Source organism: Bacillus sp. FJAT-49711 (assembly GCF_018343715.1).
Taxonomy (GTDB): Bacteria; Bacillota; Bacilli; order Bacillales; family Bacillaceae_C; genus Lederbergia.
Map to the genome: position 1 here is coordinate 836105 of NZ_JAGYPL010000002.1, position 23562 is coordinate 859666.

Annotated in this window: 16 protein-coding genes; 11 read left to right on the plus strand and 5 right to left on the minus strand. The window is 35.1% G+C overall.

Translation table 11 applies throughout. The features are described from left to right. Positions 1-257 precede the first annotated feature (257 nt). Positions 258-1775: a glycosyltransferase gene (locus KHA96_RS11640; RefSeq protein ID WP_213129449.1), complete on the plus strand. Its 1518-nt coding sequence runs from the start codon at positions 258-260 to the stop codon at positions 1773-1775. An 891-nt stretch (positions 1776-2666) separates the two neighbouring features. Here the strand turns inward: KHA96_RS11640 and KHA96_RS11645 are convergent. Continuing rightward, entirely contained in the window at positions 2667-5780 is a 3114-nt protein-coding gene (locus KHA96_RS11645; RefSeq protein WP_213129450.1) for a S8 family serine peptidase, read from the minus strand. A gap of 189 nt (positions 5781-5969) precedes the next feature. Between KHA96_RS11645 and KHA96_RS11650 the strand changes: the two genes are divergently transcribed. From KHA96_RS11650 to KHA96_RS11665, 4 genes are read left to right on the plus strand one after another with little or no spacing between them, the layout of a single operon-like run. Next, positions 5970-6656 carry an IspD/TarI family cytidylyltransferase gene (locus tag KHA96_RS11650; RefSeq protein WP_213129451.1) on the plus strand — a complete coding sequence of 229 codons (687 nt, stop codon included), beginning with the start codon at positions 5970-5972 and terminating at the stop codon, positions 6654-6656. 2 nt (positions 6657-6658) lie between these two features. Next, the gene (locus tag KHA96_RS11655) at positions 6659-7393 is read left to right on the plus strand and encodes an SDR family oxidoreductase (RefSeq protein WP_213129452.1); all 735 of its coding nucleotides are present in this window, start codon (positions 6659-6661) and stop codon (positions 7391-7393) included. 11 nt (positions 7394-7404) lie between these two features. After that, positions 7405-8673 carry a CDP-glycerol glycerophosphotransferase family protein gene (locus KHA96_RS11660; RefSeq protein ID WP_213129453.1) on the plus strand — a complete coding sequence of 423 codons (1269 nt, stop codon included), beginning with the start codon at positions 7405-7407 and terminating at the stop codon, positions 8671-8673. A 21-nt stretch (positions 8674-8694) separates the two neighbouring features. Then, positions 8695-9828, plus strand: coding sequence for a CDP-glycerol glycerophosphotransferase family protein (locus tag KHA96_RS11665; protein WP_213129454.1), 1134 nt, complete (start codon positions 8695-8697; stop codon positions 9826-9828). Positions 9829-9910: 82 nt separating this feature from the next. Here KHA96_RS11665 and KHA96_RS11670 read toward each other — a convergent pair whose 3' ends face one another. Both KHA96_RS11670 and KHA96_RS23245 read right to left on the minus strand, forming a co-directional pair. Next, positions 9911-10072, minus strand: a complete 162-nt coding sequence (locus KHA96_RS11670) for a hypothetical protein (protein WP_213129455.1) — start codon at positions 10070-10072, stop codon at positions 9911-9913. A 167-nt stretch (positions 10073-10239) separates the two neighbouring features. After that, on the minus strand, positions 10240-10371 hold the full coding sequence (locus KHA96_RS23245; protein WP_283248450.1) for a hypothetical protein: 132 nt from the start codon (positions 10369-10371) through the stop codon (positions 10240-10242). Between the two features lie 253 nt (positions 10372-10624). Between KHA96_RS23245 and KHA96_RS11675 the strand changes: the two genes are divergently transcribed. Beyond that, a complete protein-coding gene (locus KHA96_RS11675; protein WP_213129456.1) occupies positions 10625-12967 on the plus strand; it encodes an SH3 domain-containing protein in 2343 nt (780 codons plus the stop codon). A gap of 298 nt (positions 12968-13265) precedes the next feature. After that, positions 13266-16775, plus strand: a complete 3510-nt coding sequence (locus KHA96_RS11680) for a CDP-glycerol glycerophosphotransferase family protein (protein ID WP_213129457.1) — start codon at positions 13266-13268, stop codon at positions 16773-16775. A gap of 696 nt (positions 16776-17471) precedes the next feature. On the opposite strand, the gene KHA96_RS11685 is transcribed toward KHA96_RS11680, so the two are convergent. Together KHA96_RS11685 and KHA96_RS11690 are read right to left on the minus strand one after the other, a co-directional pair. Then, positions 17472-17777, minus strand: a complete 306-nt coding sequence (locus KHA96_RS11685; protein WP_213129458.1) for a hypothetical protein — start codon at positions 17775-17777, stop codon at positions 17472-17474. A gap of 183 nt (positions 17778-17960) precedes the next feature. Further along, positions 17961-18776 (minus strand): SGNH/GDSL hydrolase family protein, encoded by an 816-nt coding sequence (locus KHA96_RS11690; protein ID WP_213129459.1) that lies wholly within the window; start codon positions 18774-18776, stop codon positions 17961-17963. A gap of 150 nt (positions 18777-18926) precedes the next feature. Between KHA96_RS11690 and KHA96_RS11695 the strand changes: the two genes are divergently transcribed. The 4 genes from KHA96_RS11695 (at position 18927) to KHA96_RS11710 (ending at position 23354) form a co-directional block, all read left to right on the plus strand. Next, a complete protein-coding gene (locus KHA96_RS11695; RefSeq protein WP_213129460.1) occupies positions 18927-19667 on the plus strand; it encodes a YveK family protein in 741 nt (246 codons plus the stop codon). After that, positions 19660-20352: a CpsD/CapB family tyrosine-protein kinase gene (locus KHA96_RS11700; protein ID WP_213129461.1), complete on the plus strand. Its 693-nt coding sequence runs from the start codon at positions 19660-19662 to the stop codon at positions 20350-20352. The genes KHA96_RS11695 and KHA96_RS11700 overlap by 8 nt, the downstream gene beginning before the upstream one ends. A gap of 76 nt (positions 20353-20428) precedes the next feature. Then, positions 20429-21196 (plus strand): tyrosine-protein phosphatase, encoded by a 768-nt coding sequence (locus KHA96_RS11705; RefSeq protein WP_213129462.1) that lies wholly within the window; start codon positions 20429-20431, stop codon positions 21194-21196. 340 nt (positions 21197-21536) lie between these two features. After that, positions 21537-23354, plus strand: a complete 1818-nt coding sequence (locus KHA96_RS11710) for a polysaccharide biosynthesis protein (RefSeq protein WP_283248451.1) — start codon at positions 21537-21539, stop codon at positions 23352-23354. Positions 23355-23562 lie beyond the last annotated feature (208 nt).

Genomic DNA, 23562 nt, shown 5'->3' on the forward strand with positions numbered 1-23562 from the left:
TATAATGATACTCACTATATAAAAAAGTGAACAGGTTATAATTACCTGTTCACTTTTTTGCAAGTGAATCATGTTTTTTAGAAAACAAAAAAGGAAAAATTCCAACAAAATATTTACGAGTTTGAAAGAAAAAGATATGATATGAGAGAATAAATGGAATTTACTTACACTATTTTGATGAGCTTATATATAGGATGATCACAGTTAGGGACTATTTATTAAATGAAAATAAAGCTTTTTTGAGAAGGGGATATTCTGTGAGCCAAAATACACCTATCATACTGATCAATTCACTGGATGTTGTTAGAGGGGGAGTTACAAAGGCAGTTTTAACTAGGGCTAATACATTAGCAAAGAAATTCGACAATGTTTTTATTTTCACCTTTCTGATTCAGCATAATCACGAAAATATCATTAAAAAGTTATATCAAAAAGGTTTATTGGATCCGAAAGTAAAAGTAATGAATTTGTTTGAAGGTATAAAACCCCAGGGGAAAAGAATTAAAATTAAAAAAAGTGAATTAAAAACGAAAGAAAGAGGTCTAGTCGAAATAAGGGATAAAAAACAGGCTCAACTTTCATATCGTTACTATAAAGACGGATTGTATGTTAAGTACAAGAGATTTACCAATGATGGGAGATTAGTGTTTATCGATTATATGGATGAATCTCGTCAGCGAATTAAACGTATAGAGCTTGATTCCAGAGGCCGTGTTACTTGTATAAAACATATGGATATTACATTAAATAAACCCCGACTTGAAAGGTACTTCGATAAAAAAGGGAAATGTTACTTATCTGTTTGGATAAATCCAAAAACTGGAGAAGAATCAAAAATAATAATATTCGATAAACAACCTAAGGAATTTAGATCGCTAGTAGAATTTCAACGTCAGTGGCTAGATGGCGAATTACTGAATATCGAAAATCCCGTAATAATGGTTGATAGAAGGCAATTAGATAGCTTGGCAATGAAAGTGAAAAATAAAGATGCAAAAAAAATTGCTGTTATTCACAATAATCATTTGAAAGCTCCTTATACTTTTGGTTCAGAAGTAAAAAAGCAGTATGATGAATTATTTAATAATCTTCAAAGTATTGATAAAGTGGTTCTCTTAACAGAAGAACAACAAAATGACATTGAAAGTTTATACAAAGTAAGTGAAAATAAATTTTCTGTTATTCCTCATCCAGCAAAACAAGTAAATCAAAGCGTTGAAAAAGATTTTAAAGAGCAATACAACTCAAATCTAGCAGTAACGCTTGCACGTTACGAATCTCAAAAAAGGCTTGATCTCGCCATTAGAGCCTTTAAACTTGTTGTTGATAAAATTCCAACCGCTGAGTACCATATTTATGGATTTGGTAAATTAGAAGGTGAATTGAAGCGTTTAATAAAGGAATTGAACTTGGAAAACAATATTAAGCTCAAAGGGTTTACATCAGAGGCCAATTTTATTTATAAAAGCGCGGCTTGCTCCATCTTAACTTCGGATTTCGAAGGGTTTGGTATGGTTCTCACCGAAAGTTTAGCGTCAGGGACCCCTGTCGTATCTTTTGATTTAAAATACGGTCCAAAGGATATTATTAGAGACGGTATCGACGGCTATCTCGTTGAAAAAGGAAATCTTAAAGACTTAGCTGAGAAAATAATTAAGATAATGGAAAATCCAAAATTAAGGCAAGAACTTGCAAAAAATGCTTTGGATATAAATAGACGCTTTAGCGTAGAAGGATATGCAAATAATTGGGTTGACTTATTGAATGGAATATAATTATGTATGATATGGATATCTCCTCTAGTGAATGAAAGCAAGAAGATAGAAGGCAATAATACCTCTTAAAATGAATTTATGATTAAGAGGCGATTTTAAGAGTAAGAGAAAAACAATACCAATTTTCTCTCACTCCCGAAAACCAGCTTGTAAAAAAAGAAGGTATTATAGAATGGGGCACATAATGAGGAAAAAAGCACTATTTATGGGATTAATGGCATAGCGTTATTTAGTCTAGGGAGAATGGCAGCTCCAAAAGTTTCAGTGTGGTTCAATGGAAAAACGAAAGCTACAAACGTAAAAGTTATAAATAATAAGACCTATGTACCGTTGAATGATGCTGTAAAGTAGTTCGGTGGAGCTGTTAAATATGATAAAAAGCAAAATAAATATACTATAACTTCAAAGGATTATAAACCACTTGCAAAAGCAAAATCCTATAATGTTAATGTATCCAAAAAATCAGGTCCAATGAAACTAACTAAACTATTAGTTTAAGATTGGCATTTGGGCAAATGAAAGTAAAACAGTTGTTATAGTTAGAACAGGAAACAACAAGGCGTGTGAATTTTCATTAGACATTTAAAATAAAAATCACAAAAACTCTAGCCACGTTTGCAGAAATTTTTTCTCATTTGGGGCTTTTTTATCTAGAATTAGTGCTCGATATTGGAGAGATAGCGCCAAGGCCGACTGCCTTTTACCGTTTCTCTTGGTAATGTCCCAGGTGACTACCGTTATCAAGAGAGGATCATGATAAATTTAAATAAAAGTTTAGTAATATACGAAAGCGTACAAAAAATAATAAAATAAAAGGTTATAACGCTAAAAGTATATAAAAAAATCCGAATTTCAGACAAGTTTAACCGTGTCTAAATTCGGATTTTGTGTTTACTTCAATTGTTTTTTTATGATTGGTTGATTTTCATCAACCGACTGTTTCTTATTGTTCATTGAATAACTACTATAATATTCATCAAGCCCATAATGATACTTGTTGCCTAGTTTATCCTTATATTGAAGAATATAGTATAAATCGTCAGTACTTACCTTTTTGTAGGTTATTTTATTTGTTCCTTTTGATAGCTTATAAGTTTTAGAATCTAGCAATGTTTCATTGTAATAACCATCGTAAACATAAAGGCTTAAATCTATGGCCTCTTTCAGTGTAATTTCAAGATTTAATGCTGTATTTTTCCAGTAATATTCATCCGAGGAAGTGAATGAAGGAATGTGGGATACAAGCCAAGTTGGATCTTCTTCATTTGTAATCTTTCCCTTCACAGTCGTTACAGTACCATCAGCATTCGTTGCTTTAATGACATATACATAAGAATCGTCATATGGATAATATCCATCATCATCAAAACCATCCCATTTAAAAGAATTAATGCCTGCTTTTCGGGCAGAATTCTTCACGATCGTTCTTACTTTATCATTGTAACTATCAAAGATTTCAATCGTTACGGTTGCAGCATGTGATAGTTTATAAAATACTTCACTAGCAAATTCTGCATAATAACGATCATCATATTCTACTATTGAAGGGTATTCAATTGAAACCTTTGTTAATGCTACTGTAAGATTCCCTGTATAAAATCCAGAATTCTTATATTTATCAACAACAGTAATTTTATATTGATATTTACCATCTGCCAATATTTTCCCAGCTTGGTCTTTCCCATTAAACACAAATTTTTGTGTTCCAGCCGCCTTAGAAACTCCAGACTGAATGGTCCTAACCACTTTTCCATCTCTTAATATTTGCACCGTTACTTTACCAGCTTTGCTAATTGTATAATCATAGGAGGTATTACCGGATGCCTTATAAACAATATCTTTTGTCGCCTGAATTGTTGGCTTGATCCAATTTTGCAAGTTGAATGTTTTTGACTTACTTGACAATTTGTTGCTGGCAGCATCTTTTACTTCAACAAGTAAATAATACTTTCCTTCCGCAACATAATTCCCTTTATCATTTTTACCATTCCAATTTAATGTAATGGTTCCTTTGTTGTAGGATTTATTATTAGTTATTCGTTTTACTTTGCTACCTTTTTCGGTCACGACGTAAGTCGTCATATTTACTTTTTCTTTTACAGTAACTTTTAAAACTGGTTTTGATTTGCCGTCTAGTTTGTAGGTCGATCCGGATAGAGAAATCTTGGCAGTAGGTTTGACTGTATCAACCTTTATAGACATAGTTGCATTTTTCGATTTGACTCTTGCAGAATCAGTCGCTGAAACGACTAACTTGTAAGTCCCATCTTTCACTAATTTACCTTTGCTGTTTTTCCCATCCCATGTTAGTTTCTTATCTCCAACACCTGTAGACTTATTATTTAATAGTGTCTTAACAAGTTTATTTTTATTGTCATAGATTTTCGCTGTTATTTTTCCAGGTTTATTTAAATTGTAGGAAATCGTCAACTTGCTATTCATCTTAGGTGAGAAGACAGTGGAGGTCTTCATATTTACGGCAATTTTGATTTTATTACTGATTTTGAATGCTTTTGTTTTACTGATTGTTTTCTTACCGTTTGTTAATTTGGCTACAACCTTATAGTTGCCTGATGGTGCGTAAATGCCATTACTTTGTTTTCCATCCCAAGATGCCGATACTTTAGATTGATTCCATACTTTAGAGCTTACTAACGTTTTTACCGTTTTGCCTTTAGAATCTTGGACATAAAGTGATAGCTTTGCTCCTTTCTGTACAGAGAAGGAAATGGAGTTTTTCTTTTTACCATCTACTGTAAAATTAGTATTTAAACTAATACTGGAAATCGGATTAGGAGTTTTTTGAAGAGCTTTATATGCATCGACACGCCCGTAACCGTAATAATAATCCCAGCCTTTAGAACCTAAATCTACTGAAGAGGTTTTTAAAATATCATAGACTTGATCTGCGCTTAGTAATGGATTTTTAGATAAAACTAATGCAGCTACCCCTGAAACAACAGGTGAAGCCATGGAAGTTCCATTCATATTTTGATAGGAGCTTCCTGTAACGGTTGAATAAATATCCTGTCCCGGAGCGGCCAGATCTATATAGTAACCGTAATTTGAGAAATCTGTAATTCCGTCACTTTTATTCGTTGCGCTGACTCCTAATACGGATGATAAGGCAGCAGGATAAGTGTACCTGGAAGTATTGCTGTTCCCAGCAGCAGCAATAAGAACAACTCCAGAACTCTTGGCATATTCAGCAGCGTAATCCAAAACATAACTATACGCTTCACCACCAAGACTCATGTTGACTATGTCAGCGCCTTTATCTGCAGCATATACAAGAGCTAACGCTACGTCATACATATCAGCTTGATCACCATAAAAGGCGTTAATTGGCATAATTTTAACATTGGGTGCAATTCCAGCAACCCCTGCTTTGTTCATGGAAGCGGCGATGATGCCGGCTACATGTGTTCCATGTGGATGAGGGGTAAAGGTTTTTCCGCCAGTGACCGCATTGTAAGGTGAGACAATTTTTCCTTTTAAATCGGGATGAGTTGTTTGAACGCCGGCATCAATGACTGCGACCGTAATCTGGGCCGACCCTTTTGTAATATCCCAAGCTTTTGGCATTTGAATTTTTTTCAAATACCACTGATTTTTATAGCCAGGGTCACTCGGAGTAAATCCCTTTTCTACTTTATAATTTGGTTCAACAAATTCAACGTCTTTGTATGTAAGTAAATCTTCTGCAATTTTGATTAGATCGCGTTTTTCTTGAAAAGTAACGAGAGAAAATGTTCCACCTGCAAGAATGGATGTCTCGGTTCCTTTAAAGGTTTGAAGAATTTTTTGCTTTTTTGATGGAGTAATGGAAGATTTAAATTTTATTACTAGTTCGTCTTTATTGAATTCCCTATTTTCGTCAAATAGACTTTCTGTACTAAACTTCGAAATCTTCGGTTCTACGTGAAGTTCTTCAGCAGATGCAACTGAAAAGAACATAAAAAAAATAAAGAAGACGAATGAAAATATCGAAACTCTTAGCCTCATAAACTACCTTCTCTCTTAATAATCAATACTTCTATTTTAATCCCTTTTCATAAGGAAATATATAGAAAAAAACACAAATATAGACAAGCCTCGAAAAAAGAGTCGCCTTCTGTCGTACGTTTGTCAATTTTCGCGTTATTTCTGGTGCTATAATGATTTTATTCTTGAGGACTGAACAGGAGGGGAGTTATGCCAAACTACAGTTTTATCTTGTTATCCGGTGGAATCGGCAAACGTATGGAAATAAATATCCCAAAACAATTTCTTCTGCTTGCGGGAAAGCCGATTTTTATTCATGTACTGGAAAAAGTAGATTTGATTGAAGAAATTAAAGAAATTATTATTCCTTGCCCGAAGGAGTTTGTATGTAAAACACAAGAAATTATTCATGATTATAGTTTTTCCACTCCAATCAGTTGTATTGAGGGTGGGAGTTCAAGACAGGAATCTGTTTATAAAGGTCTTTTGAGAGCAGCATACGAACATGTGATTATTCATGAGGCAGTTCGCCCTTTTGCATCTATTGAAGAATTCCGTAGACTGATTCTAGAGAATAATGAAAATGCCATTTATGGATTGGATATTCCTTTCACTGTTTTACAAGGAAAATCAGTTATAGAAGGGAATTTGGAGCGGGACGAGCTAGTGAATGTACAATTGCCACATAAATTTCAACGGAAAAAGCTTTTATATGCCCATGAGTGTGCACGTGAGGACAGGCTAGAATTTACGGAGGATGCAAGTTTACTTTTTCATTACTTTCAATCAGAGATCACAATATTAAAAGGCAGTGAGGTAAATATAAAAATCACAAAACCTATTGATCGGAAAATTGCAGAAGCGATATACAAAGAATCTATCTTAATGGAGGATTGATCATGCAAAAAACTTGTATTATCACAGGTGCAAGTCGTGGAATAGGAAGAGCTATTGCAATCTCCTTGAGTTTCCGAGAAGATATTGCGAATTTTATATTAATTTCTCGTACAGAATCAGGGTTAGAAGAAACAGCATTGTTAATGAACACATCAAAAAATATTGAAGCATTTGGGCTTGATCTTACACGGTACAAAGAGGTAGCTGGGGTCATCCAGGAAATGGGTAATAAATATGGAACAATTGATATGCTGATTAATGTTGCTGGTTATGCCAATCCAAAATCCCTGCTTGAAACATCAATAGAAGATTGGGAGAAAACATATCGTATTAACGTTCATTCGATTTTTAATATAACGAAAGAAGCTGTTAAGTTTATGAAAAAAACAGGAGGACAAATATTGAATGTAGCTTCTACTGCAGGAAGTTCAGCACGTCCTGGCTGGCTGTCTTATGCTTCGTCGAAGGCCGCCATCATCAATATGTCGCAAACATTATCAGAGGAGCTTTCCGATTATGGAATCTTAGTATATTGCATTTCCCCAGGACGATGTGCAACAGAACTGCGAAAAATATTAGCTCCTGATGAGGATCCAAGTACTATTATGCAGCCAGAGCATGTTGGGGAGGTTGTAAATCAATTATTATCGGCTGATGGAGTATGCCTGGACGGACAAAATATAGTTGTTAGGAAGCAAGTAAGGAAAGCTGTGAGACAAAGGAACCTAGCGTATTGAGGCGGTAATTTATGATAGAGACAGTACAACTCATCTTACTTTTTCTTATATTACTCTCGGTTAATCGACCTCTGTTAAAAAAATCCAGACTGATCTGCAAAAGAACGATCGTAGTGATGATCCATTTTTTATCAAAGTTTGTGCCCAAATCTCGTAAACTTGTAGTTTTCGGTGGAGAAAATGGACAAGGATTTAGGGGAAATACAAAATATTTATTTTTAGAAATGTCAAAAAACCCTGATATTAAGTGTGTTTGGATCTCGAAAAATAACAAAGTGACTTCATATTTATTAAGACAAGGTTTTCAAGCGTATATACATCATTCATTAAAAGGGATTTACTATCAGTTACGGGCGAAGTTGGTCATTCATTCACACTCGATAAATGACGACTTTAGTAAACCCTTTTTAGGAGGAGCGATTTCCTACAATACGTGGCACGGTGTTGGATTAAAAAAGGTATGGGGTGCTAATAAAAATACTTTTTCATATAAGGTGCTCCATGATCCAAATCCGGTTAATCGTTTCTTTGGTAAATTTGTCGTCAAAACCAATCTTGCTAAAACAAATTATATCGTTTCGACGAGTGAAACTGTTTCTTCATACTATCCTGAAACATTTTTAGTCCCGAAAGAAAATGTTTTGGAGCTGGGGCAGGTCCGAAATGATGTGTTTTTCAACAAGACGGAAGAAGATGAGGAAATTCCAGATTGGATAAAAAAAGAAAAAGTGATTTTATATATGCCGACGCATCGGAATTTTGGAAAGCTGGAAAAGGATATTAATCTAGTATTTGATTTTCAAAGATTGAATGGATTATGTGGGGAAAAAGGCTATACATTTCTCATCAAACGCCATATGTATAGCACCGGCCAAGTACCATCGATTTACGAGCGTATTGTTGATATTAGTGAAATGCCTTATGACCCGCAACTCCTGCTGAAGTATACCGATATTTTATTGACTGATTATTCAAGCTGCTACACCGATTTCTTATTATTAGACCGTCCCGTTTTATTTTATTGCTATGATTTAGAGCTTTATTTACAAAAGTCGAATGAGATGTATTTTAATTATTTTGATGTTACACCTGGGCCAAAAGTAAATCATTTTCAAAAACTGTTAGCGGAACTTGATAACTTGATGGAGGATTTGACTCTGTTTAAAGAAGAGAGAAAAAGAGTCCTAGATATATTTTATTCAAAGGAAAATCAACAGGAAGTACTTTGGAAGCAAATCGAATACATTTATATGAATATCTTAAAGTTGAGAGGTAGGTAATATATGCGATTATTCAGACTGATGCCTACTATAATCGTAAAATACATATTAAGAACTTTTTATGGATTATTTTGTATTTTATTCAAAGTGGATCAATATAAAGTGACATATGCTTCTTATCGATCAAATGTGTTAAAGGATAATCTAGCCTTTATTTATGAACGAATGATTGAAAAATATCCAGAGTATAAAGGAGATCTATTATTTAGAAAGTTTACTAATTCGATGTTCGGGAAATTTAAATATATTTTTCATATGATCAATGCATGCTATCATTTAGCTACGTCCCGTTATTTTATCGTTGATGATTATTACTTCCCGATTTATGCTATTAAACCTCGTAAAGGAATGGATATTATTCAGCTGTGGCATAGCGCAGGTGCTATGAAAAAGTTCGGTTTAAGCACAGTTGGAAAGCCCTTCGGACCGAGTGAAGAATATTTAAAGCATATAAAAATACATGGTAATTATTCCAAGGTGTATGTGAGCTCTACAGAAGTGATTCCGTACTATGCAGAAGCTTTTAATTTACCTGAAGAAAATATATATCCATTAGGAGTGCCGCGAACTGATTATTTTTATTCGATTGAAGCAATTGAAGATATAAAATCGAGGTTTTATATTGTGTACCCGAAATTATACGGAAAAAAGCTTATTTTATATGCACCAACCTTTCGCGGGAAAAGTCATGATCAAACTGGATTTATGCTGACATTTGATTTGAAGATGATGGCGGAACATTTGCAAGAAGAATATGTCCTACTAATCCATTTGCATCCTTACACGAAAACTGATCTACAACTTGATTCTACATTTGCTTTCCACATAAAAGATGCTTTTCGTATTGAAGAATTGTTGGCCATTACTGATATGTTAATAACCGATTATTCTACCGTTTTCTTTGACTTTAGCTTATTAAATCGCCCGATGATTTTTTATCCATATGACTTGGAGGATTACATTCGAAGTAGAGATTTTTATTATCAATATGAAGATGTGATACCAGGTCCGATGGCAAGAGATACGAATACGCTCATCCAATTAATAAAAGAAAGATCCTTTAGCAGTGATAAAATCTCTTCATTTAGAAAACGTTTTTTTGATTTTCAAGACGGGAATGCAACTGAAAGAATTGTGGACCATATATTCAAATAAAAAGATCAAAAGACATTATTTTTTTAAGAAAGAATAATGTCTTTTTATTGATTTTAGATATTGTGTTTCTAGATGAAACCATTTATTTTAACTTAGTTCTGCCCGTAAATCCGGGATCAATCACGTACTCATATTCATTTTCAAAAGTATCTTCACTAAATCCATATTCTTCATATTCATGATAATTAGATGTTTTTTGTTCCAAACTTTTACTTTTAAGTAAATTAGCTATCTTCGCAAACATTAAAAACACCTCTTTTTCCAAGATTAACTATCTTAGTATGAACATATCACTTTGTTGTTAATTTGAAATTAAGTGAATGTAAATTTATTGTAAAAATACAATTCTAAGAAAAACTCCGGCATCGCTAAATATTTCCAGCATTTTGAAGTTTCTTAACCCCACCTCCTTCATTCGAACTTCTCCCTTATAAATCTTTCATTTGAATATATGGTCGCTACATAAAAATGATCACTATTTTCTATTTGCTCAAATGTGTTATTAGACAGTGGTAGAAAACCATTGGAGAATTCAATCTTCATCTTATAGGTGGAACCTATTTCATAAGACAGTAGGTCTTTGTCTTTCTTTTTAAAGTCTCATACCTACTTGTCTACCCAAATTACATTGATATTAAATCCTAGGTCTAAAAAGCTTTACGATAGATAGTGAAGAATATTCGAATAGAGGAAAATAAGTTGAATATTTTTATTTTATCTTATTGATTTTATGAGGAAAATGACGATAAATGTAATAAGATACTATAAATCTACTAAACCAATGGAGCGTGAACCAATGAAGCTGGTGAAGAAACTATTTTTATTGACAGCAATTTTACTAACATGTACAACTCTGTCTCCATTTAATCATATGGCTGTGGAAGCCGCGAGTAAGACTCAAAGCATTCCGAAAACAACTTTGCAAACGACATCTAATTTAAACATGAGAAGTGGTACGGGTGCAAAGGACAAAATTATACTGACGATTCCGAAAGGTAAAACGGTAACAGCGACAGCAAAACAAGGTGTCCGTTATAAAGTATCGTATACGTATAGTTCGAAAGGGAAAAAGATAACAAAGGCTGGATGGGTTCATAGTGATTTTGTCAAAGAATACTATAAGTATACGAAAACGAGTAAGACATATTATGAAACAAACAAGCTAGCGAATCTTCGTCCAACTGCAGATACGAAGAAAAAAGCAGTCAGCAAGATTGCTAAGGGGAATGTTGTATACTCTACACAAAAAGCTGTGAATAGTATTGGACAAACATGGTATAGAGTAACTGTCAGCGGAAAGAATTATTATGTTTCAAGCGCGGATGTTAAAAAAGTCGCATCTAAAACTTTTTCACAAACAAAGTACTTTGCAAAGAATGATACGAATCTTTATTCTTCCTATAGTACGACCTCTACGAACCTTATAAAAATCCCGAAAGGCTCTTTAGTTACATCAAAGCAGAGAATCGGTAATTGGTATAAGATAAACTTTAGCGGAAAAACAGGATATATCGCTATAGGAAGCTTTGTGAAATTTGTTAGCCCATCTGAAGAACAGGTCGCCAAAGAGACATACAACGTAATAACTAAATCAGACTTAAAACAATATGCGCATAATTCGTCTAAAACACTCGCTTCTATTCCAAAAGGGAAAAATGTGACTCCAACTCACAAAACATCTAATGGATGGTTCAAGATTAAGTATGAAGGGAAAACGGGTTATATTTTAGGCACAAAAGTAAAATTGGTGAAGGAGGAAGAACAGCCTGCGGTAGAACCACCTAAAGTAGAGCCTCCAAAAGTGGAACCTCCAAAAGAAAATCCGCCAAAGGTTGATCCACCTAAAGAAGAACCACCAAAGGAAGATTCTCCTGCTGAAAAAATTAAGGAAGAGACGATTCCGAAGAAAACCTTTTGGGTGAAAGCTGATTTAAACTTAAGAAAAACAGCTGATACTATGTACGATCCAATTTTAACTATGCCAAAAAATATAATTGTGATCCCGTCCCATAAAACATCTAATAATTGGTATAAAGTTAAATACAATGGGAAAACCGGTTATGTTTCAGGGTCTTATTTACAAGAAGTTAAAACAGGCGATCCATTAAACGGGCGGACAGGGTACCAATTCATTGATTTGCGTACCCCATCACCTGTAACCGCGGCGCAGATTAATAATTATATTGCTAATTATGAAAAGCAGTCTGGTAAAAAAAGTGTTTTAAACGGAAAAGGGCAAGTATTCATTGATTCGGGGAAAAAATATGGAGTGAATGCCTTATATCTGGCTGCTCACGCCATTCACGAAAGTGCTTTTGGAACGTCGAGTCTTTCGTTTGGAAAATATAATTTCTTCGGATTTGGAGCATTCGATGCAACGCCTTATGTGGGTGCGTACCGATTTCCAACTATCAATTCAGGTATAGACTTTATTGCCATTGAAATGAAATCATCTTATCTCAATCCTGCTAATTGGAAATTTAACGGCTACCACTTAGGATTCAGTGCAAAAACGCTAGGTAATGTAAGAGTTGATGAGCTTAGCGAAGGAATGAATTTTTACTATGCGACGGATGAGAAGTGGGGACAAAAAATTGCAAGTCATATGGAGAAAATCTTACCTTATAAAAAGGCATATTATGACAAGGCTGTTGCAAATAAGACAGTTCCCGCTCGCCCAAGTATTCCTGCTGGAAGCGATGTGTTCCCAAATGAAATATCTGCAATCGCCAATCTATCTATCACGTTCCACAGTACAAAAGGTGGAAATGATAAAGTGAAAGAAGTGAAAAAAGGTTCCCAATTCACATTACTCGAGAAAACAAATGATTACTGGGTAAAAGCCAAGATCGATGGAAAAACATATTGGACTAACAATATTAACTTTGTTGCCTATAAAAGCTATATAACTGTTCAAAACCTTGGCAGGGTTAACGTGGACGAATTAAATATTCGACCTGAAGCGAACACAAACAAGAAGGAAATTGGCAAACTGAAACTGAACGACTATGTTTCAATCGTCTTAAACAAAGATGGAAGCGTAAAAATGGATAGTTCTAAATCCTGGTATCAAATTAACCTATCAAATGGAAAAACCGGCTGGGTAAGCAGCCAGTATATTACGAGGGAACTAAAATAATAAGTTTATTTTCTGATTGAACCTGCCACTGAAATATGGCAGGTTCTTTCATTTTAATGAAATTCCTTTGAATCAGTTAATGTAGATTTCATCAAATAAGCGTGACGCTCACTAACCTCTTCTAGAAATTCATCAATTAATCCAAATTACATCCGACAACGGGCCAGAAGTTTATAACTATGTTTCCAAGTGACTTTTTTCTCTAAAATCCTTCAATCGAAGAAGGCTTTTTCATATTTCCCACCATTTTCGGAAATACTTCCTACTATATTCCAGCATCAAAAGGGGTTGCAACGTCATGGATAGGAAGATACTTAAGCGAAGGATTAAATTTGTGATGGATCCGATTACGAGCTATGCTTTTCGGGAAAGTCATCGTAGGGTTCAGCAGTATGCGAAGTTTTATCAAAATTGTCGTGTGAGGAAGAAGACGATTCTTTATGAAAGTCGTGATGGGAACAGCATGACGGATAGTCCATACGCGATGTTTAAATATATGGTCGGAAACCCCAATTTCAAGGATTATACGCATATTTGGTCTGTCCAAGACTTCACAAGTCTAAAGAATGCCATTTCAAAATATCAGAACTATTATAACGTTAAATTCGTAAAGCGAAATTCAATGGATTATCTTAAATGTTTGGCGACTTGCGAATATCTCATTAATAACTCCACATTCCAAAACTTCGTGATTCCGAAGAAAGATCAGATCTATATTAATACGTGGCACGGGACACCACTTAAACATATGGGGTTCGATATTCCGGGCAATCCTTCCGGCTCCCAAAATGTACTGCGCAATTTTTTGAGTACAGATTATATACTTAGTCCTAATTCACATACGACGAACATTTATAAAAACAGTTATAAACTAGACGGTATTTATTCGGGGACGATTATTGAAGAGGGCTATCCTCGGATTGATTTAACGTTGAATACAAATCCAGAAGATATGATAAGACGTTTGCGGTCATATAGTTTGGAGCTTGATGATCAGAAAGACACCATTTTATATGCGCCTACATGGAAGGGTACAAATGTAGCGAAAGTTAATAACGACGTTCATCATATCATTGCGGATATGAATGATTTGCAGCAAAAAATCGGCGACAAGTACAATGTTTTAGTAAAGGTCCACCCTTATTTATTCAAGGAAGCTGCCCATCATCCAGACTTACAAACTAGACTTGTTCCAGATTTCATTGATACAAATGAGTTGCTTTCCACAATCGATTTACTTATTACCGATTATTCCAGTATTTTTTTCGATTTCCTTGTGACGAATAAACCAATTCTTTTTTATGCATGGGATCTCGATGTGTATAACGAGCAAAGAGGGCAATATTTAAAAAACGAAGAGCTTCCTGGTCCTCTTCTGTTTAATGCAAACGAATTGGTCGAGGCCATTCGCAATATCGAAAAAGTAGAAGCAGGCTATCGTGAAAAATACGACACCATGAAAAAGAGATTCACAAATCATGATGATGGCAATGTCACGGAGAGAATAGTGGATTTTATTTTTAAAGAATCGGGTACAAAATTGAATACAATTACGAATCTAAATTCTTCTAAAGAAAAAATTTTGATTTACCCTGGAGGAATGAAAAATAACGGAATCACCACTTCATTCATTAACTTAACGAATAATATTGATTACGATACATATGATGTCACTTGTTTCCTCCCTATGTCGAATGATGAAGAATTTTTTAAAAACGTAGAAAAAGTGAATAAAAATGTTCGCCTTCTTTTTAAAGGCGGCCATCCTGTTTACAAAATAACAGAACATTACCGGGATAAATTTGTTCATAACCGTGGCAGGAATGGATATTTGGCTAAAAAACTTTACCCTGAACATATTTTTATAAGGGAACACCAACGATTATTTGGCAAGACGACTTTCGATTACAGTATAGACTTTAGTGGCTATAGCCTGCTTTGGGCGAAATATATATTGGCAACAAATGCGAAAAAGAAAGTATGTTTTATGCATACAGATATGCTCTCCGATAGTGAAAAGGTTGTAAATGGGAAAAGACCACACCGCATTAATTTACGGGGCCTCTTTTCAGTATATGATCAATTTGATAAGCTCGTCAGCGTATCCAAAGGGACAATGGAAGTAAACAAGGCAAACTTGTCCAAGTATGCGGGCGAGGATAAGTTTGACTACGTGCTGAATTCGATCAATCCCGAGCGGATTTTACAAAGTGAAGTTGAAGTGAGAATGGAGAATGAAACACCAGTTGTTGAAAATTTTAAAGCGAGAGCGATAATAAAGGATGCTCAAAAAGCCTGGAATCTCCCGCCTTTTAATGACGGGGCAAGTGAGTTTGAATTAGGACCTGATTTTAAAAACGCAGAAATTCTGATTACGAGAAAAGCTGGTACACATTATAAATTTACCTATAACCATCAAGTAATCGGCTGGATTGGCGCTGATTCGGTTGAACTGCTCCCGGATAGCGTCATGAACGAAAAGGACGTTAATAAAATAGCGAAGCTTGCGAATCCAAAAGGACATCAAATTTGGTCGAAGCCATATAAAGTCCAAGGTGCCGAGAAAGTTTCAGGTAGCGCGGATTATAAAGATTTGATCGTTGACATTGATAGGGAGGCTGAAACTCCCCGAGGGATGTATAGTCGAATTTCTATTAATGGGGTTGTTCTTGGCTGGATCAGCAATTCCGCGCTGCAAATTTTGGATACGGATGTCATAAAAAAGAAATTACTTAAAACGAGAAATTATCGATGGAAAAAGAACTTAGTTAAAAATATAGAAAATCGAACCTTGAGTGAGGCTAAAATAATTAGGCCGATTTATGCGAAAATAACACAACCTGAACATCACCTCATTTATACACATGCTTATCCACATTGGAATGCAAAGGAAATGGCGCCGGCTAAATGGCTGGAAGGTGAGATTGTCACGATTAAAGCAGCAATCAAGACAAGATTTGGACACAGCTTTTTAATTTATCATGATAGCAAAAAAATAGGTTGGCTTGATTCCAAAGCGTTTGAGATTTTAAAAGAAGCGATGTTGATAAAAGATATAGAAGTATCGAGAATAGCAATTTTAAATTTAGATGAAAAGTATTCCATTTGGACAAAACCTTATGGACTTGATGGAGCAGAAAAAGTGGAAGGCGAGGAATTAAAAGGAGGAAAAGTTCTGATTGATAGAGAAGCAATTACATTAAAAGGAACGTATTCACGTATCTCGTCACTTGGATGGGTGAACAATAAGGCGCTACGTGTAATTGGAATGGAGGTAGACGGCCGGTATATCCCCGAACCGAGCAGTGAAGACATTAACTTTGTAACGATGGGCAGGTTGTCACCCGAAAAAGGCCAGGATAATTTGATCAACGCATTTGCTCGTTATCATATAGAAAATCCTAACAGTAAACTTTATATACTAGGTGATGGAGCTTTAAAAAAGCAGCTTCAAATCTTAATAAAGGAGCTAAAACTAATTGGTTCCGTGTTCCTCCTAGGGCAAGTAGAAAATCCCTTTTCTTTTTTAAAAAAGTGCGATTGCTTTGTGTTGTCATCTCATTACGAAGGCCAACCAATGGTCTTGCTAGAAGCGATGACACTAGGAATGAAAATTATCGCAACAGACATTGTCGCCAATCGAACCGTGTTGGAAGATGGGAAATATGGTTTGCTTGTAGAAAATAGTATTGAAGGGCTAAAAAAAGGAATGGATAAAATGGCAAAGAAGAAACATGTGGTTGAGCCATTTGATTATAAGTATTATAACGAAATGGCGATAGAATCATTTATTAAGGTGTTACCGTAAAGAGGGGGCCAAAAGTATAACTAATAGAGGAGCTTCCTATTTTGGTCATGAATAATAAAAAACTTTCTTCTTATTATTAATTAAGTCACCATTATAAAATCATCTAGAACTAGAATGGATCGATTTTCTTTATACTTCAACCACCCATAAAGGAAAAGAAGATGTCTGCAATTTACTTATGGTACAGTTCGCCTAGCTAGATATAGCATTCGCAATGGCAACCATACCGTATAATATTACTTTACTTAGCTTTAATCTTAATCCCTCTGGTCTTTGATTGTTATAACTATATTCAACTCATTTTTGAAAGTATTGTTCAGCAAGAGCTTTAATTAAAGCTTCCTTTACAGGTTAAATAAATTTCATTTTTCATAAAGAAAAGAGTACTCATTTGAGATACTCTTTTTTGATATATTATTTCTCAGCTTTGTAACTTACAGCTAATCGTGAGCTTTCTTTCATTCCAGACTTGTTACTGTTACATATACTTTTCCAGCCTTTACGCCAAGTTGTTTTATGGATAAAGAAACATTTGATCTTTGTCGCCGCTTTTGAGGTTGCTAGAACTTTTCCTTTTGTAGATGCATTATATAGCTTTACTATGTCGCCCTTTTTAAGACTTGAAATAGTAAACGTGTCATTTTTCTTTTTGTTATTAGCTATCTTTATAGAAATTGTTTTTGGTGTGTTCGTATTTTATACAGTATAGAAAACAGCAAATCGAGCACTTTCCAGTTGATTTGCTCTTTTTATAGATATGTAGATCTTACCGGATTTTAACCCAAGCTGTTTTACAGTTAAAGTAGCACTCTTTCCTTTTGAAGTTGTAGAGGCCAAAAACTTACCTTTAGAACTAGCATTGTAAACTTTTACTACATCACCTTTTACAAGATCGCCAACAGCTATTGTGTCACTTTTCCCTTTGTTATTAGTGATTTTTACTGGTTTAGTTTTAAGTGTATCTGTTTTTTCACCATTAGAAGAAACGAGCACTAAGTTCAAGTAATTTGACATTCGCCTCAATGGGAGGTCAATCCGAGTGGAATTGAAGTAGCAATATTGGGGGAGCTATTTTAGAAAGAATTGTAGAGTTCCATCGAGAGGAGAGGTGGTTTTGGGATAATTAAAGTATTGATTTAAAATATGGAGAAAAAAAGTCGCAGTCCGCGACTTTTTATAATATAATTACTCCCCTTCTGCAATAAAATACTTCTTCAAAAACTCATACCACAATTTATGGCCCTTTTTATTAGGTGCACTATTATCTTCAAGTAAATAATCCTCTAATTTTGGGTCATCATCATCTGGCCATGCACTCCAATGATCCAAGTAGTCAAGCTCGTGTTGCACGGCAAAATCCTTCAATTCATCCACTTGGACAGGGTAATACCTTGTGTCATAGACAGGGGGAGAAGGCTGTAAAACTAAGACGGCATCACTGCCTGCACCGTCCAAGGAGTTCATGAATTTTGAAATATTATCGCTATTATGTTGGGGGGCGACACTATTATCAATCCATTTAAATGGTTCAAATAAAATGAAATCTGGTTCAAAATCTATAATTTCCTTAACGTGTTCTTCATCAATAAATTGATCAGAGGAAAGTGCGTATTCGAATATTCCTATCTCTATGTTATCTTCTCCATATGTATCTACAAGAGCATCTTTTAACATGACTGACCAACCACCAGTTTCTTTTCCGAGTGCAGGCGATCCGACAAAGGCAAATTTATATGGATTGCCATTCTCCAACTTTTTCTGAAATGTTTTTTGAGCCGTGCTAGGCCAGTTATCTATATATTCCAAAATATTTACATCTCCGATTTGATTTTCTTCCAGATCGACAATTTCCTCGCTTTCTATCTTAGAATCTTTTATTTCAATTTCGTTTTCCGCAGTGGTATACGAAGAAATATTTGTCTTTTCTTTCCAATAAAAATGTCCGAATCCCAAAAAGACAAAGCACAAAACAGATGCTATTGTAACAGTAAATGCGCGCAATGCTAGACCCTCCAAACCATTGGTATTATTAATTGTAAAATAAATGTAAAGTTTTTGTTAAAAAGTGAAAAATTACAATTAAAATCTTTAAATACTATGTTATAATAATACACGTTATAAGAAAAGTCGACAATCGTCTAGGAGGATAACATGGAAGAGACTATTAGCTTGAAAGAGCTTATGTATACATTGCGAAAGAGAATGAGTTTAATTGTGTTGATTACTGTGGCAGCCATGGTCGTAAGTGGAGCTGTCAGCTTTTTTGTTTTAACCCCAATTTACCAATCTACTACTCAATTACTTGTCAACCAAGCGAAAAGTGACCAGCCTATTTATAATCCAGCTGAAATTCAAACAAACTTACAATTAATTAATACATATAACCAGATTGTGACAAGTCCGTTCATACTGGATAAAGTGATTGATGAACTTGAACTTGAATCAACAGCCAGTCAATTAAAAGAGAAAATTACTGTTCAAAGTGCAAAGGAGTCACAAGTAGTTGAAGTAACTGTTCAAGATCCGAATCCTAAAAAAGCAGCTGATATTGCCAATAAAGTAGCTAGTGTTTTTGAAAGTGAAATAGTAAACCTTATGAAAGTAGATAACGTGAACATATTAGCTAAAGCGGAGGTAGGGGAAAAAGCCTCTCCTGTTAAACCAAAACCACTTTTAAACATCGCTATAGCATTTATGGTGGGGGCAATGGTAGGAGTAGGTCTAGCGTTTTTACTAGAATATTTAGATAACACAATCAAAACACCTGAAGATATTGAAAGAATGTTGGAACTGCCTGTTCTTGGAGCAATTGCCACATTTGAAGATCAGAAACTGGAACGTCCGGCAAGAGAAGGCCGCAACACTAGGATTAGGAGTGAAACCATTGGCTAAGAACAATAACATACAGGCAGGAAAGCGAAAGCTAATCGCGAAGCTCAATCCAAAATCACCGGTTTCAGAACAATATAGAACAATTCGAACTAATATACAATTCTCTGCGGTTGATGAAGATATTAGAACATTAATGGTTACATCTTCAGGTCCTGGAGAAGGGAAGTCGACAACAACGGCTAATCTAGCAGTCGTTTTCACTCAGCAAGGAAAAAAAGTCTTGCTTGTTGATGCCGATATGAGAAAACCTACTGTTCATTACACATTTGGTATGACGAATACGTATGGGTTGACGAATGTATTGACAAGACAAATGGAATTAAATGAAGCCGTTAAAACAACGGATATTCCTACTTTAGATATATTAACTTCTGGACCAATACCTCCGAATCCAGCAGAGTTATTAAGTTCGAAGGCGATGAAGGATTTCTTTGAGAGAAGTAAGGACCAATACGATATGGTCATTTTTGATACTCCTCCCGTACTTGCCGTTACTGATGCGCAAGTATTGGCAAATCAATGTGATGGTACCATTCTGGTAGTTTCAAGCGGAAAAACAGAATTTGAAAGTGCGCAAAAGACTAAAGACCTTTTAGTCTCAGCTAAAGCAAAACTTCTAGGAGTCGTTTTAAATAATAAAAAAATTGAGAAAAACGATTATTATTATTATTATGGAACTAAATAACAGATTCGGGGCTTATTGACATTTTTCGAAAGAGCAGTAAATTAGTGCTATATTGATTGGATTAGGGGAGGAAAAAATGATTGATATTCATTGTCACATATTGCCGGACATGGATGACGGAGCTAGTCATTTCACAGATAGCCTTCTCATGGCAAAACAGGCCGAAATTGAAGGGATTCATACTATTATTGCTACTCCCCATCATCAGAATGGCAAATATATTAATGTTAAAAACGATATATTAAAAAAAGTCGAAGAGATAAATGATTATTTGAAAACAGAAAAAGTATATGTGAATATACTTCCAGGGCAGGAAACTCGTATATACGGAGAGATACTAGAAGATTATGAAGCAGGAGAAATCTTGCCATTAGCTATTCTATCAAACTACCTATTTATTGAATTACCATCAAGCAGTGTACCAAGATATACGGGACAGCTTTGCTACGATATACAAATGAAAGGTTTGACACCTGTCATTGTACATCCAGAGAGAAATAAGGAACTAATCGAGCATCCTGATAAATTGTACAAGCTTGTAAACAACGGAGCAGCTACGCAAATTACAGCTGCAAGTTTCACTGGTTATTTCGGAAAGAAAATTCAGAAATTTACTTTTGATTTAATTGAGGCTAATTTAACTCACTTTATAGCATCGGACGCCCATAATACAGCTACTCGTGGATTTAAGATGTCCGAAGCATTTGATCTACTTGAAAAGAAATATGGTCAAGATCAGGTTTACTTGTTTTTAGACAATGCGGAACAAATTGTTGCAGCAAAAGACATTTATAGAGAAGTGCCGGAACAAATAAAGAAAAAGAAGATACTCGGGCTATTCTAAAAAATAATTCGATTATTTTTTTTCGTTTGAAATTATTATTTCGAAATACTAAATGTTATTACATGTAGAATTATAATGTAATAACAACTATTAGGTAATGTCTCCTATCCGTTATCAATGGAGGCACTCGGTCATGCTGTGGGTGGAGAACCACCTTAGACACAATTTGTTGTCAGAAGGATGGTGCGAGGATGGGTTTGATGCCCAGTTCATTTAATTTATCTAGGCAACAAACAAAATAATATTTTTTAGAATGTATTGTAAATGTCTAATGAAAGCGTGCAAGGCTGTGCGTTTTCATTAGACATTTATTTTTATTAAACGAAAAGAAGGGATGAACTTGACTTATCAAAAGCGTGTTCCGCTATTGATGCTACTTGATTCAATTATCGTTTTATTTTCCATCTATGTAGGATATTTCATCTTGCATCCTTATTCTGATTTTTATACATCGAAGTTATTGCTTGTAAGTTCTGTGATCTTGCTCGTTAGCCACCATGTGTTTGCTATTATGTATCGTCTTTATAATAAGGTGTGGGAATATGCAAGTGTCGGTGAGTTGCTTACGATCACGAAGGCTGTCACCTTTTCAATCTTAACGGCAGCCATCGCTCAAGGAATTGGGAATGGTAATGTGTATTGGCGAGTCTTACTGATTACGTGGATGATGCATGTTTTACTCATTGGCGGATCTCGTTTCTCGTGGCGAATGTATCGAGATCACCATATTAAATCGAAGCTTGAGAAAAGGCGGACGCTGATAGTTGGAGCAGGCTCCGCGGGAACAACAGTCGCAAGGCAGCTCTTACATAATAATGATATTGATTTAGAGCCCGTTGCGTTTGTAGATGATGATATTACGAAGTATAAGCTTGAGATTTTCGGATTATCAGTGTGTGGCGTTATAGAACATATTCCAGACATAGTAGTAAAGAATAAAATAAAAGATATTATCATAGCCATTCCATCTTTACCAAAGTCAGAAATTAGAAGAATCTATGAAATTTGCGCTAAGACGGATGCGAATATTAAAATCATGCCGATGATTGAAGATATTATGACTGGAAAAGTATCCGTCAATGCGATTCGGAATGTTGAGGTCGAGGATTTATTAGGACGTGATCCAGTTGAACTTGACATTAGTACAATCTCCGAAACAATAGCAGGTTCAACCGTTCTAGTAACAGGTGCAGGAGGATCGATTGGATCGGAAATATGTAGGCAAATTTGTAAGTTTGCTCCCAAAAGACTAATCCTACTTGGTCACGGAGAATTTAGCATATATAACGTGGATATGGAATTGCGAAATAAATGGGAAGAGATCGAAATCCTTCCTGTCATTGCGGATGTGCAAGATCGCTCTCGTATATTCGAGGTGATGGAAGCTTATGTACCTGATGTCGTCTATCACGCTGCAGCTCATAAACATGTTCCATTAATGGAATATAATCCGAGAGAAGCTGTGAAAAATAATATATTTGGAACAAAAAATGTTGCGGAAGCAGCGGATACATTTGGGGTACACAGTTTTGTTCTTGTCTCAACAGATAAAGCCGTCAATCCACCAAATGTGATGGGAGCAACCAAACGAATTGCGGAAATGATCGTTCAAAATTTAGCGAAAGAGAGTAAGACGAAATTCGTTTCCGTCCGCTTTGGAAATGTACTTGGAAGTAGAGGAAGTGTCATTCCTTTATTTAAAAAGCAAATTGAAGCAGGTGGACCTGTTACCGTAACCCATCCTGACATGACAAGATACTTCATGACAATTCCGGAAGCTTCAAGACTCGTTATTCAAGCAGGTACATTAGCAAGAGGGGGAGAAGTGTTTGTGCTTGATATGGGGGACCCTGTTAATATATCTGACCTTGCCAAAAACTTGATCACTCTTTCTGGATATACTATAGAAGAAATCGGAATTGAGTATAGTGGAATCCGACCGGGTGAGAAGATGTTTGAGGAATTATTAAATGAAAATGAAGTACAGAAAAAACAAGTATTTCCGAAGATTCATATTGGAAAAGCGGAACCGCTTGGAAAGTCAGAATTATTTCATTTTATCGATAGTTTAATAGATATGCCAATGAATGAAATAAAAGAAACGATTGTTTTTGTGGCAAATAATAAAGAAATTAGAAAACTTCAGGTAGCGGAATAGTATAGCCTGTTTAATGAAAACTGTTAAAAAACGACTATACTTGCTGCGGAATCTTGTACTAGGTTTTTACCTTCAACAAAAGTCATGCAAATAGAATGCTTCCGATTGTTGATATAACCACAATTCAATATACTTTTGTTAAATCTGAGAGAGTTAGGAAGGATACGGATTTTGAATTTGAAGGAAGCTGGATTCTAGATGTCAGGTC